At 66.6% G+C, this 13,107-nt stretch carries 10 protein-coding genes; 7 read left to right on the forward strand and 3 right to left on the reverse strand.

The genetic code is table 11. From position 1 onward, the window contains the following. Positions 1-108: 108 nt before the first annotated feature. Entirely contained in the window at positions 109-2,757 is a 2,649-nt protein-coding gene (locus HG543_RS43625; protein WP_169350868.1) for a hypothetical protein, read from the reverse strand. Positions 2,758-3,575: 818 nt separating this feature from the next. Here HG543_RS43625 and HG543_RS43635 point away from each other — a divergent pair. Next, positions 3,576-4,661: a hypothetical protein gene (locus HG543_RS43635; RefSeq protein WP_169350869.1), complete on the forward strand. Its 1,086-nt coding sequence runs from the start codon at positions 3,576-3,578 to the stop codon at positions 4,659-4,661. Between the two features lie 441 nt (positions 4,662-5,102). Here the strand turns inward: HG543_RS43635 and HG543_RS43640 are convergent, their stop codons facing one another. Both HG543_RS43640 and HG543_RS43645 read right to left on the reverse strand, forming a co-directional pair. Further along, positions 5,103-6,290 carry a sensor histidine kinase gene (locus HG543_RS43640; protein ID WP_169350870.1) on the reverse strand — a complete coding sequence of 396 codons (1,188 nt, stop codon included), beginning with the start codon at positions 6,288-6,290 and terminating at the stop codon, positions 5,103-5,105. 16 nt (positions 6,291-6,306) lie between these two features. Continuing rightward, positions 6,307-6,993, reverse strand: coding sequence for a response regulator transcription factor (locus HG543_RS43645; protein WP_169350871.1), 687 nt, complete (start codon positions 6,991-6,993; stop codon positions 6,307-6,309). A 139-nt stretch (positions 6,994-7,132) separates the two neighbouring features. Between HG543_RS43645 and HG543_RS43650 the strand changes: the two genes are divergently transcribed. The 6 genes from HG543_RS43650 to HG543_RS56625 form a co-directional block, all read left to right on the forward strand. Beyond that, positions 7,133-7,906, forward strand: coding sequence for an alpha/beta hydrolase (locus tag HG543_RS43650; RefSeq protein ID WP_169350872.1), 774 nt, complete (start codon positions 7,133-7,135; stop codon positions 7,904-7,906). A gap of 147 nt (positions 7,907-8,053) precedes the next feature. After that, entirely contained in the window at positions 8,054-8,821 is a 768-nt protein-coding gene (locus HG543_RS43655; protein ID WP_169350873.1) for a GON domain-containing protein, read from the forward strand. A gap of 96 nt (positions 8,822-8,917) precedes the next feature. Then, complete coding sequence (locus HG543_RS43660) at positions 8,918-9,715, forward strand: phosphodiester glycosidase family protein (protein ID WP_169350874.1); 798 nt, start codon at positions 8,918-8,920, stop codon at positions 9,713-9,715. Positions 9,716-9,846: 131 nt separating this feature from the next. Further along, positions 9,847-10,818: an ARPP-1 family domain-containing protein gene (locus tag HG543_RS43665; protein ID WP_169350875.1), complete on the forward strand. Its 972-nt coding sequence runs from the start codon at positions 9,847-9,849 to the stop codon at positions 10,816-10,818. 143 nt (positions 10,819-10,961) lie between these two features. Next, entirely contained in the window at positions 10,962-11,405 is a 444-nt protein-coding gene (locus HG543_RS43670; RefSeq protein ID WP_169350876.1) for a DUF3060 domain-containing protein, read from the forward strand. Positions 11,406-11,500: 95 nt separating this feature from the next. Next, positions 11,501-13,107 (forward strand): sigma 54-interacting transcriptional regulator (locus tag HG543_RS56625; RefSeq protein WP_169350877.1); only part of this gene is annotated, 1,607 nt, incomplete at its 3' end.

Consider the following 13,107-nt stretch of genomic DNA (forward strand, 5'->3'; position numbering starts at 1 on the left):
TATAAGCGACGGGTGCAGAGGGGCCGAGGAGGGCCGCTGACGGGGCCGCCCGAGCGATGCTCCCGGCCAGTGGGCAGGCCGCGCAACGGGCATTTTTGAAACAGTTTCTTATGACGCATTCGGCGTGGCGGATTCCTTCGCAAGCTGTGCGACTGAATATTGGTGCGCGGCTTGGATATAGATATCGTCGGAGCGCGAATGCTCCTGCGCGGCCAGAATGTCAAGAATGACATGCCGCTCTGGAAATAGCGCACGAAATGCCGGTTCTTGAACGGCATATCTCTCGGTGAACGCCCCCTTCGCAGAGAGTCCCGCGCCTTCACTCACAAAGAGCCGGGAAATATGGGCAAGAATGTCACTGCTTTCCCCGGCAGCTTGGACAAGAGACTCTCGCACGCGAGGCCATTCTGGGATAGGTTCCTCTTCCTTTGGGCTGTAATCCCACACAATGCTTCTCAGCATAAACGGATTGCACCCTCTGAGCTTGGTCGCCAGGACTGCGGCGGAGATGTCGGGCGAGAGTTCGCGCGCAAGAATGTTCCTCAACTCCGTGCGAAATGGCGCGGCGACAACTTCGGTATTTTTCGGTCGATTGCTGGGGCCTGCGTAGTGGTCTACCACCATGAGCACAACATCAAGTCTTGAGGTCGCGCGTGCCAACACTGAGAAGAGAACGTTTGAGTCGAACGGCGCGGAGTCGTGCACATCGTCATAGATGGACATTGCCTCCCTTAGGCCCGAATCGACCAGGGGCGTCATTGCTGCAGTTCCGAGGAGGTCGATGGCTAAAGAGAATGCCAACTCCAGCAATCTAGACGCTTCGGCCTCCAGCAGGAGTCTCTTGCTGAAGTATGCTACCGATTCCTGCCTTGCACTGAAGAGCAAAGCTGGAAGCTCGGCAGATTGGGCTGATTGGAACTTGCGAATTTCGCCAATTGTGTCGACATCCGCGTTTGTGGGAGCCTCCCGAATCAGGAAGCGTTCAAAATAGTCGGCATGTCGGGATCGAACAGAGACACCCTGCAATTTCTTGGAGCGCATTCCGAACCCGGAAGGCTGAAGCCCTCCGGGGAACACGAAATTAAGCACCTCCAGAAGTGCGGGCATGTCGCCGGGCGCTGTACTCATCAGGCTTTCAAGTTGCCGAGTCAGTTCAGCATATTGGGCGTTGCGCTCCTTCTCATCCTCACCAAAGGGGTTTTGAAGCCAACGAATGTTGTGGCGGACAAAGTCCAGGACTCGTGGATGTGTTGATTGAATCGCACTGAGACACAGGACGTCGTCGAGGTCAATTTCGCCAGCAAGCCTGTCCCATGTATCCTTGGCGAGCCGTAGGGCGTGCTTTAGTATTCGAGGGGTCCTCAGGAGGTCAGCGAGCGAGTGACTTGGCTTGGACAGGCCAGTGCGCTCAAAATGCGCATTGAATTCCAACCACGCTCGGTTGGGCTTGATTCCGAGATTGACGAGAGGGTTCGTCTTCTCCTGCTCTTCGGTGAAACCGGCCAAAATGTCGAGGACCGCTGCGCGACTAAGGCTGGGGATGTATTCGACACGCCTGACAAGTTTCTCCAGGTCAAACCCTTGCCCAAGCCGTGAGGCAACCAGAACGGGCAACACCGCCGATGACGTCGAGAATGCGTGAAGGAGGGCGCGAACGGGTTCAAGGCGCTCCTCTTTGTCGATTCCGGCTGTGGCTGCGAACCGGTCAATATCCTCCACCCAAAGAACTATTGTAATTCCAGCCGCACTGCAAATTGAGTTGAAGTCGCCCAGGATTTGTTCGGGACTTCTGCTTCGTCGAAGCAGTCTCGCCAGTCCGAATCCCCCTGTCTCCATCGCGTCGATATAGGCATCGGGCAATCCCCAGATCATGCTCATGTTTATGTGCGATGATAGGGCGCCCGCGGCCTGCTCAAGAATTCCTCGGACTCCTGCCTCAACGGTCCCATAGGGCCATAGAGATGCCCTGACGAACAGAATAGGCCGCGAAGTGGTTGCTCGGCCCACTGCGAATTCTCGAACGAAATTATACAGCGATGTTTTGCCAGCACCTCGTGAACCAATGATTGCTATCGCTGCGGTCTTGGCGGCAATGTGGTCGACAATGCGCTGTGCGAAATCACGTCGGCAGAAGGCATCGACTCCCAAGTTCGCTGCTGGGGCGTCGCTCTCGATGCTCTTGATGAAAAGAGAGTTGCCTGGAGATGTGTTCGGCTTGCCCAGGTCCTCTCGACTGTCGCGCCCGAGTTCCTTAAGCAATGCAGCGACTTCGCTGCGCGTCTTGGCACCATTCATTACTCGTCCAGCTATGACACATATAGCAAAAATCGAGCAGATGAAGGCGGCCCCCCAGAGACACAACTCACCTGCGGGCAACGAGCCGGACAGCTTGCCGAGTCCGGCACATCGTCCTTCAAGCTTGGGCACTGTGAAATAGGCGATGGAGATGATCGGCAAACCAATTATAGCGCTGATCCACGTAGGAGGATATGTCGCGAAGTGCCTAAGTCCCGAAAGCGAAGGGAAGCGGCCCGTTAGGATCGCTGCAATAAGCGCTGCTAGCGCAACAGGCGCAAAGAAGATGGTCTTGTCAGCATATGTACAGAATGAGGTGAGACCTAATAAGGGAATGGCGCCCGCAGCTCCTATGAGAGCAAGGCCCAGTATGTGGTACCAGCGGCGGCGAATGTGCAAATTCGGGGCGAAGGCTGCGAGTTTTGACCAATGGCGCGCTGCAAAATCTCGGATGCGCTGCATGCCCCCACTCCTGGTGCCCTGATGGCGCTGTGCTTACCAGTTGAAGGGGCGAGTCTATCAAGGGAGTAGTTTGAGGGTCACGCCCCAAGGAACGCCTCCTCCGTGCGTTGGCTTCTCCGTGGCCAACTGCTGCAGAAGCAGGTGCTACTCCGCGAGCCTGAGGCGGTGTGAGGGGCCGCCCCATCGGATCGCTCGCGGGTCACCCCTTCGGATCGCTGTCTCGATCAGACCGCGAGCCCGCGTGCTCGGGAGCGTCAAGGGTCGGCTACGCCGATACCTGAACGGTTCTGCGCCCTTGATCCTCCCTCCGCGCGCGGGCGCAGGGCAACCGGCCGCCAGCGGCCAGTTCTGAGCGATCAGGAGTCGCGATCCGCTTGGCCGACCCTGGCGCGGTCCATTACCCCGGCCCCTGACACCTCAGCACCACGCGGCCTGGGGTGGCCCTCGCGCTGGGGCCCACCTCGCACATGCCGTGGGCAAGCCCAGGTGATCCAGAATCACGCGCACCCCTCCTACTTCCTTCACGTACGCCAGCACCCTCAAGCCTGCCTCCACACCTCACGCAGGCGAACCCGTCGAAGTCGAACGTCCTCCTGAGCACCTCGGCCAGTCCACTCGCGGTGTCCTCTCCTTCATCCACTCCTTCCTGGCCGCTGCCTCAAGCCCCGCGCTCGCCTCCTCCTCACCTGCTTGAGGGAGCTCTGCGGAAGGACGGTGGAGCCTCCTCACCGTCACAGTGCAGACATGGGGGAATCATAGGTCGCGACTGCATCGTGCCCGAGCGGCCTGTATGCTGGCGTTTCACGCAGGGGGCCGCCATGACCCGGTTCATCGACTTCCTAGAGCAGAACACGCTTCCTGCGCGCGTCATCGAACACGCGCATGTGTGGCTCCTGGACCATCTCGCGCGCGAGAGCAGCGTGCTTCCCCTTCGCGACACGGGCTCGTTTGAAGACGGGGGCGAGCGAGTTCCTGCACGTGAGCACCGGGCACGCCGGGTGCGTCTGGCAGCGTCAGCCCGAGACGTTGTCTTTTGCGACAACGAGCTTCCGGTCTGGCTGTATCGGAGCTTCGGGTCGCCCGGGTTCTTCGAACGGAGTCTTCAGTCGCTCCTCGAGCAGCGAATCGCGCCCGTCGCCGACAGCCGGGCGAAAGCCGAGGGGGATGGCACCTTCCACTGCGAAACTGTCGCGCGCCCGTGGGGTACCGCGAAGCGGCATAAGCACATCTTTGATGCCGGCCTCCCGCATCGCACGAACAACTCGAGACTGACCCGTTCCGAGGTGACGTCGAAGTTTCTCCGACTCGTTCATCCGGTGAACTGGTTCCTCTTCCCGGCGGGCTTGACGCGAGACGCCGAGCAGAACAGCGCGCCTGAATACCAGCATGTGGCCGCGGCATGGATGGCTCGAAGGTGCCCGGGCGTGTTTCGCGAGTTCGTCGAACTGTCCCGTCCGGAAGGATTCGGGTGGAATCCCAACTGGCTCCATCTGGGGGAAGAGCACGCCGAGAAGCTGCGCATGCCGGAAGAGGCTCCCGTTCCTGCGGCGGCCGAATCCGTTCGCGCCGTAAAGTCACGGCTGGCGACTGCTACTCCTACGAACGTCCGGTGCTTCGACATACGGGAGACTGCCACAGGGCGGTTCCACTTGGCCGACTTCGGCGTCTCGACCGGCGGCATCAATCGCGACATCCCAGTCGTCTTCCGGATCGTTGACCGGAGAGACAACGTCCTGCTCGAGTCCCAGCCCACGACTGCTGCTGCCCTCCACATCGCCGCACGCGGTCGTGTGGACTACGACCGGGATGGCTTCCACCAGCGGGACATCGTTGTGCACGATTCGTCGAACGGTCAGGTCAAGCCTGCCAGCGCTATCGGCCGGCGCATACCTTGGAAACCGTGACAGTTTCGATTGAGCGAGTTCTTTGAACGTACCGGGGCAGGCCGCGCCCCACGTCGCTCCCCTCCGCCAGCAGCGAGGCAAGGTTCTCCCTCACCGCCTCATACAGCACCGTCCCCTCTGGCTATCTCCGCCGGTACGCCTCCCCCCCGCTCCTCCACCTGCCCCTCCACAGTTCCACCTCGCCAGGGCACACGCTCCCGTCAGCCTCCCACGGGCCTCTCTCGAGCCCTGCGAGAATGGGGAACTCGGGCCGATCACAACCATAAGCGGATTGCCCCTGTTGGGCCGCGTGTGCCCTCAATGTGCCCCTCCAGCGTGGATTGACGCGGAACACCGGGGAACGGTGAGGAACGGGGCGGGATGATGAACCCTAGGAGAATCAAGGCGATAGCGGGTAACAGCGCGTCCTGCTTGGGGTTTGCTATCGCCCTGCCCACGGGTTCAAGTCCCGTACTCCTCGCCGCTAGAGAAATCTGGACGTGTGCAGTCCCAGGTCAGCCGCACCCGCGTGCCATGGGGCTTCAGCGTGTCGATGGCCAGTCCCCACGAGAACCGTCGGGCGAGCCGCTCCACCAGGGAGAGCCCGATGCCAAAGCCCTCCTGCCCTGGCTCGACCGAGCCGAAGCCGACGCCCGTGTCGGAGAGGGTCCACGCCGTGGGCTCGATGCCGATGACGATGCGCCCCTCGCTCGTGTAGGCCAGCGCGTTCTTGAGGAGGTTTCCCAGCATCACCCGGGCCACGGGAGCTGGAATGGGCGCCAGGACTTCCCCCGCGGACTCGATGGAAATCTCGATGCGGTCGCTCTGGCGCAGGTGCGCATACAGCGCGACCAGCTCACGTGAGACCCGGAGAAGCTCGCAGCGCTCGTCGGAGCGCCGCTCCCGCGCCAACCAGAGGATGCCCTCCGTCAGCAGGCCCATCTGGCTCACCGCCTGGCGAAGGCGGCGGAACGTCTCCGCGTCGCGGGGTGGGTCGAGCTCCAGGATCTCCACCGCCCCCTGCGCCACGGCCAGGGGCGTGCGCAGCTCGTGGCTCGCGTCGCGGTTGAAGCGCCGCTCACGCTCCAGCAGTTCCTGGATACGTTCGTCCCGCGCTCGCAGCGCCTCGAGCAGCGCGCGCACCTCGGCCACTCCGCCATCGTCCTCGGGAAGCGCTCCGTCCTCTTCCCGCAGCCGTCCCACGAGCTGCTCCAGCGGCCGACCGAGGCGGCGGGCCACGACATGGCCGAGCAGCGCGGCGGCCAGCAGCGCCAGCAGCGCACTGGTGAGGAGCAGGCCGGACGTCCGCCGGAGATGGGACGTGGTGCTCGTCAGCTCGGTCACGTCGAATACGACATACCGGGGCTTCCCATCCGCCGCGCCGGGGCGCACCGCGACGTGGAAGTGTCCGTGGCCCCGGGTAGAGACCTCGTATTCGGCCTGGGGCGCATCCTCCGCCAGCCGCTCTCTCAACCAGGGAGGCAGCGAGGCATGGCCGGAGTACGTGGTGATGCCCGGCATATGCCCCGGCTCGGACCGGTCCGCCTCGGCGGCGACGAGCCGGTTGAAGATGACGTCCTCGAGGTCGTAGCTGAAGAGCGTGAAGAACGCGCCCATGAGCACCAGCGCGAACGCCGCGGAGAGCCACATGGACCGCAGCAGGAGGCTACGGACCGGTCTGGCACCTGCTCGCATCCAGGCAGTACCCCTCGTTTCGGCGGGTGGTGATGGCATCGTCGATTCCCAGCCCGGCGAGCGCCTTCCGCAGGGCGTAGACATGGGTGCGTAGCGCGCTGGAGTCCGGCGCCTCGTCACCCCAGAGCCGCTCCGCCAGCGTCTCCGTGGAGACGGCGGCGGGCGCGGCCTCCATCAGGAGCCGCAGGATGAGGGCCTCGGTGCGATGGAGCCGGACGGTGCGCTCGCCCCAGCGCAGCTGTCCGCCCTCTGGCTCCAGTGCGAGTCCTCCCAGCGTCAGTCGCCGCCCGCTCGGGGGAACGGGCCGGCGTGCCAGCGCCTCCAGGCGCCAGCGCAGCTCCCGGAGCGAGAACGGCTTGACGAGGTAGTCATCCGCGCCCGCCTGGAAGCCCTCCTGCTTGTCCTCGAGCGTGTCCCGGGCCGTCAGCATGAGGATGGGAACGAGCCGTGGCGCGAGCTGCCGGTAACGCTCGCACACCTCGATGCCGCTCATGCCGGGCAGCATCAGGTCGAGCACGATGACGTCGTAGGCGTTGGCCAGCGCGAGCGCGAGCCCCTGGGGGCCGGTGGCCGCGAAGTCCAGGAGGAAGTCCGGCTCCAGGAACCGGGCGATGTTGGCCTGGAGGTCACGATTGTCCTCGACGATGAGCACGCGCATGGAGGGAGCGCCGGACTCCTCTTCCGGACGCGACGAGGATGGTACCAGCGGCCACGTCAAACGAGTGTCAACGCGTGACTGACGCGGGGTTGACCCGTGCGCGGGCAGTGTGGGTGCCCTCACTCGGAGGAGTACCGCGATGACGCGCTTCTTGTTGCTGGCTCTCTGCTTCCTGTCCATCTCCGTGGCCCACGCCGCCCGCCCCCCCGTGCCGATGGAGGTCCAGGCGGAAGATGGGGAACGGATTCCCGTCCTGGTGCTGGAGCCGGAAGGGGACGCCGCGAATCCGCCCGTGGCCGTCCTCCTGCACGGCCTCACGCGGAAGAAGGAGGACTGGCTGTCCGACACCGAGCCCACGTATGGCGGAGGGCTGACGGAGCACCTGTTGCGCTCCGGCTACCGGGTCTACCTCCTGGACGCGAGGCTGCACGGGGCACGGGCGAATCCCGACGCGCGGCCCGGCGCCCTCGCGAAGCGGGCGAACAAAGGGGACACCGCGCCTTATCAGGCGATGATCGTGGACACCGTGCGCGATGCGCGGGCGCTCCTCGCGCGGGTGCTGGCCAAGAGCAAGCCTCCGCGGGTGCTCGTCGCGGGTTACAGCATGGGCGCCCAGGTGGGGCTCCTGGTGGCCTCACGCGAGCCGCGCGTCACGCATCTGGTGACGATGGTGCCCCCGCACGTCGACCCCGTGCTGGGCGACGCCGCGCCAGTGAACCGGATGGGCGGGATTCAGCAGACCTGGCTGCTGCTGACGGCGACGCGTGACCAGTTCTCCACGGAGGAGAACAACCAGGCGCTGTTCAAGGCCGCGCCTTCCAAGCGCAAGACGCGCAAGGCCTTCGACAGCGAGCACGCCTTGCCGCGCGAGTACCTCGACGAGGTGCGCCGCTGGTTGAGTGAGCAGCGATAGTCCCCACTTGCCGGGACCATGGCCGAAAGCTACGGGCAACCACTTAGCCCGTGCTTCCGAGGAAACGCAGGGCGGTTCCAGATTCGACGCGTCCGGGGTCGAGAGATGCTTCCATGAATGTCTGACGTCTCTCCAAGGAGCCCCGCAATGAGTCACTGGAAGAAGTCGCTCGCCTCTCCTGCCCTCTTCATGAGCCTCGTCACGCTGAGCACCAGCTGTGGCGAGGCCGGAGACATGAGCGAGACGATGGCGCGCTCCGCTCCCACGCCGCAGGCCAGCATCGCCCCGCTGCCCGAACAGTGGCAGGCGCTCCAGCACATCGCCCCGGCCACCTGCCAGGAACTCAAGAACTCCAACCCCCATGCAGTGGACGGCGAGTACGTGCTGTACTTCAACGGCAACCCCATCCAGCCCTGGACGGCCTGGTGCCACGACATGGCCGGCACGCCCACCGAGTACCTGACGCTGAAGGAAACGGGCTCCTACAACTACTCCCAGTACACCGCCGGCGGAGCCTCCCCTGGCACTACCGTGCGCACCACCTACTTCAAGCTGCGCATCAACCCGGCCACCCTGCGCGTGAACACCGCGGACCAGACCTTCTCCTCTTCCTCGGGGCACCTCCAGCACGCCTCCACCGTCCCGGTGAACTCGATGTCGTACGCCTCGGCCATGTCCTGTGACCTGGCCGTCGCGGGCGTGGCCAACATCGACCTGCGCGGCACCCCCTTCACCGTGGCGGCCAACCCGTTCTCCGTCATGGGCAGCGGCGCGGTCGGCACGACCACCTACAGCGCCGATGCCAAGGTGGTCGACTTGAAGGGTGGCGGCTACTGCGGCTGGAACGCGCCCACCGGCAGCTCGAACCCCTACAACCAGAACGGCGGCCAGCTGCCCCTGGTCTACAGCCCATAGCACTCACGTCGGAACTGGAGCCCGCATTGGCCCTTCCACGCGGGCTCGGCCCTTGCAGTGCGGCCGTGGCGAACCCCAACGCCACGAGCTCGGCCGATGCGACTCCTTCCCCTCCTCCTCTGCCTGTCCCTCCCCGCCTTCGCCTCCCCCTGGGAGACGCTCGCGCCAGGAGTCGAGCTGGCGGAATTCGACGCCCACCTGAAGTCCACCGTGGGCGACTCGCGCGTCACCGTGCTGCGCGTGGACGTGGCCGTGCGGCCGGTACGGCTGCTGAGCGCGTCACTGGAAGGCCACGCCCCGGAGCCCACCGCGGAGCAGTGGGCCACGCTCCACGGCCTCATCGCGGTGACGAACGCCGGCATGTTCCATCCGGGAGGAAGCCCCGTGGGCATGGCGCGCAGCGAGGGCAAGGCACTCAACCCCACCCGCCGCAAGGACTACCGCACCTTCCTGGTGCTCCATCCGAAGGAGAAGGGCCTGCCGCCGGCACAGCTCCTCGACGGGGCCTGCGACGACGTGGAGTCCCTGCTGCCGCGCTACACCACGGTGCTCCAGTCCATCCGCATGGTGGACTGCCAGGGCCGCAACACGTGGCAGCCGCAGCCGCGCCAGTGGAGCACCGCGGCGCTGGGCATCGACACGCAAGGACGGCTGCTGCTGCTCCATGCCCGCTCGCCCTACCGCACGCATGACTTCATCCAGGTGGTTCAGCGGCTGCCCTTGAAGCTGTCCCGAATGATGTACCTGGAAGGAGGGCCAGAAGCCTCGCTCCACGTCGCCGCACCAGGGCGCACGGTGCGCCGGGTGGGCAGCTACGAGACGGGCTTCAACGAGAACGACTTCAACACCCGCTACTGGGCCCTGCCCAACGTGCTCGGCGTCACGGCGCCGTGAGCCCGAGGGCGGTGTCACACGGCTTTGCACTTCGTCACACCGTGTGACACGCCGCCTGGCTCCTCCCAGGGGAGCCGCCCTGGCACGGAGGTTTGCAATGGGACGCCTCGTACCCAGGAGGCCCCGCCCACATGACGTCCCGCATCCCCATCCTCTCGGCCCTCGTCGCCCTGTTCATCGCTCCGCTGGCCCTCGCGCAGAACGACTCCCCCGCCCCGGAGCTGAGCCTGGGCGACTACGAGGCCGGCGCGCCCGTCCTCGCCTACAACCTCGCGGTGGTGCCGCTGCATACGCGCAAGGGGCCGCCGTACGACGACTACACCGTGCTGGAGGAAGCCCAGGCGGCGAAGAAGGTCTCCATCCGCGAGCTGGACAGTGACGGCACGGTGCGCGAGCTGCGGGTGCACAACAAGGACGAGCGCCCCCTGTACCTCGTGGGCGGGGAGCTGCTGCTGGGCGGCAAGCAGGACCGCATGGTCCAGAGCGACGTGGTGCTGGACCCGGGCGAGCGGCAGAAGGTGCCCGTCTTCTGCGTGGAGCAGAACCGGTGGAGCGGACAGAGCCTGTCCTTCCAGCCGGGCCTCGCGGTGGCGCACCCGGACCTGCGCCGCGCGGCGCTCTTCTCCGAGCAGGGCGCCGTCTGGGGCGAGGTGGCGCGCAAGTCCCAGGTGTCCGGCGTCTCCAGCCCCACGGGCACCTACCGGCGCGTGTTCCAGGACGCGGCGCTGCGCCAGCGCATCGGCCAGTACCTCGATGAGCTCCAGGCGAAGCTGCCGCGCGACGAGCGGATGGCCGGGCTCGCCGTGGCCATCAACGGCGACCTGGAGGTGGTGGACGTCTTCGACAGCCCGAAGCTGTACTCGAAGCTGGAGCGCAAGCTGCTGGCCTCCTACGTCCTCGCCGCGCTGGAGAAGCAGCCCGGCCGCGCGGACCACGAGGAGCAGGGCCGCGCCAAGGCCCGTGCGCTGAAGAAGGAGCACATCGACCAGTTCGTGGGCGGCCCGGCCGGCACCGCGAAGGACGGCGTGGAGAAGAAGATGTTCCGCTCCAAGGGCAAGGCCGTGCACGGCACCTTCTTCGGGACACGGGGCGCCCGGAAATGAAGAGGTCCGCGCCCGGCTGGCCCCTCCCCCACCAAGCGGGTGGACAGGCCGGGTGAATACGAGCGACAACAGCCACGTGTTCCGTTCGGGGCGCCGCACGGCGTGCGACGCCCCTGTGTGGTCCCGCGCGTGAGGAGACACCCATGTCGAGGAATGGACGTTCGAGGGTGCTGTCGGGGTTGGTGGCGTGCCTGCTGGCGGTTCCGCTGATGGCGGGGGCGCAGGGCAAGGATGGCGGCACCGCGTCGCAGGACGCGGCGAAGAAGGCCATGGCGCCCCAGCTGGGCTCGGGCGCGTCGCCGGTCGAGACGAACGAGGAAGGCCGGCTGCAGGTCAGCGGCGCCATGCGCAAGGAGGCCGTGAGCTGCACTCCCGGACAGGGCGTGGACATCGCCGGCACCAGCCATGACTTCCAGCTGACGGGCGACTGCGGCGACGTGGTGGTGTCCGGCAACAACAACAAGGTGAAAGTGGAGACCGCCAAGGCCATCACCGTCATGGGCGTGGGCAACAAGGTGACGTGGAAGAAGGGCGACCCGAAGCAGGAGACGCGCGGGACGAACAATTCACTCACCCGCGAGAAGTAGGCCGCTCCCCGTGTCCGTGAACACCCGCGCCCCTGGGGCATCGCGCGGGCGTGGCGAGAAGTAATAGGCTCGCCACCGTGGCGAGACTCGTGGCGATGTTCGGTCCATGTAGGGGTGTGGCGCGCGAGCTGGACGCGCCGCTGTCGGTGGGCCGGGCCGCCGAGGGCGGCCTGCAGCTCCTCGATGACAAGGTGAGCCGGGAGCACTGCTTCTTCTCCCCGGAAGGGCCCGGGCACGTGCTGAAGGACCTGGGCTCGCGCAACGGCACCTGGCTCAATGGGGAGCGCCTCCAGGCCCACGTCCCCGTGAAGCTGCGTCCCGGGGACCAGGTCTCCGTGGGGGAGAGTGTGCTCGTCTACGAGCCGTCCTTCGACGCGCTGCGTGCCCGCGATGGCGAATCCACGCTCGTCCTCACCCGCGGCCGCGCGGAGTCGGCGCGTGTCGGCAAGGCCCCCGGGCCGGACGTGCTCGCGCGGGCCGGAGAGCTGGCCCTGCGCGCCGCGGCGTGCACGTCGCCCGACGCCGCCGTGGCGCTCGTGTTCGAGGCGCTGGAGTCCGCGCTCCAGCCCTCCGCGCTCGTGCTGCTGAAGTCGGGCCCCCAGGGTCCACGCCCCCGCCACGCGCGGCCCCAGGGCTCGCACCTCACGGTGAGCCGGGAGCTGGTGGACGCCGTGCTGCGCTCCGGCCGCGCGCAGGCGATGCCGGAGGCGCAGGCCCGCCCGGAGCACGACGCCCAGACGACGCGCGTGCGCCGCTCGGAGGCGCATGTCCTGTGCGCGCCGCTGTACGCCGGAGGCCAGCCCGTCGGTGCGCTGTGCCTGCTGCGCGAGCAGTCCTTCCACGACGAGGAGCTGTCCCTGGCGGGCGCGCTGGCGCTGGCGGTGGGGCCCTCGCTCTGCCCTCCCGAGCCTCGCGCCGCCACCACGCCGGCACAGTCACCGGTCGCGGAGAGCGCCAACATGCGCGAGGCGATGCGCGTGGCCGCCGCGGCGGCGCCGGTGCAGTCCACGGTGCTCATCACCGGAGAGAGCGGCACGGGCAAGGAGGAGGTGGCGCGCGCGCTCCATGCGCTGGGGCCGCGCTCGCGGGGGCCGTTCATCGCGGTGAACTGCGGTGCCATCCCCGCGGAGCTGGCGGAGAGCGAGCTGTTCGGCCACGAGAAGGGCGCCTTCACCGGAGCCCAGGCCTTGCGCGAGGGCGTCTTCGAGCAGGCGGACGGCGGCACCCTCTTCCTCGACGAGGTGGGCGACCTGCCCGCGCCGCTCCAGGTGAAGCTGCTGCGCGTGCTGCAGGACCGCATCGTCCACCGCGTGGGTGGGCGCGCGGGCATCCCGGTGGACGTGCGGGTGGTGGCGGCCACGCACAAGGACTTGAAGGAGGCGGCGCGCACGGGCGCCTTCCGCGAGGACCTCTACTGGCGGCTCAACGTCGTGCGCATCCACCTGGCCCCGCTGCGTGAGCGGCCGGAGGACGTGCTGCCCCTGGCGGAGCGCTTCCTGGCGACGCTGGGCGCGAGGCTCGGCCGCCGCGCGTCGGGCTTCACACCGGAGGCCCGTGCCGCGCTGCGCGCCTGTCCCTGGCCGGGCAACGTGCGGCAGCTCGCCAACGCCATCGAGCGGGCGCTGGTGCTCAAGGGGCCCGGGGCGGAGGTGGGCCTGTTGGATTTGCCGCCGGAGGTGGTGGCGCCGGAGCGGGAGGGTGG

It is taken from the genome of Pyxidicoccus fallax (genome assembly GCF_012933655.1).
Taxonomy (GTDB): Bacteria; Myxococcota; Myxococcia; order Myxococcales; family Myxococcaceae; genus Myxococcus; species Myxococcus fallax.

Bases quoted from the DNA above. Each gene is read 5' to 3' on its own strand.
- HG543_RS43640 (WP_169350870.1), bottom strand. From the start codon at position 6,290: ATGTGGCTCTCCGCGGCGTTCGCGCTGGTGCTCATGGGCGCGTTCTTC.
- HG543_RS43650 (WP_169350872.1), top strand. From the start codon at position 7,133: ATGACGCGCTTCTTGTTGCTGGCTCTCTGCTTCCTGTCCATCTCCGTG.
- HG543_RS43665 (WP_169350875.1), top strand. From the start codon at position 9,847: ATGACGTCCCGCATCCCCATCCTCTCGGCCCTCGTCGCCCTGTTCATC.
- HG543_RS43645 (WP_169350871.1), bottom strand. From the start codon at position 6,993: ATGCGCGTGCTCATCGTCGAGGACAATCGTGACCTCCAGGCCAACATC.
- HG543_RS43625 (WP_169350868.1), bottom strand. From the start codon at position 2,757: ATGCAGCGCATCCGAGATTTTGCAGCGCGCCATTGGTCAAAACTCGCA.
- HG543_RS43670 (WP_169350876.1), top strand. From the start codon at position 10,962: ATGTCGAGGAATGGACGTTCGAGGGTGCTGTCGGGGTTGGTGGCGTGC.
- HG543_RS43660 (WP_169350874.1), top strand. From the start codon at position 8,918: ATGCGACTCCTTCCCCTCCTCCTCTGCCTGTCCCTCCCCGCCTTCGCC.
- HG543_RS43655 (WP_169350873.1), top strand. From the start codon at position 8,054: ATGAGTCACTGGAAGAAGTCGCTCGCCTCTCCTGCCCTCTTCATGAGC.
- HG543_RS43635 (WP_169350869.1), top strand. From the start codon at position 3,576: ATGACCCGGTTCATCGACTTCCTAGAGCAGAACACGCTTCCTGCGCGC.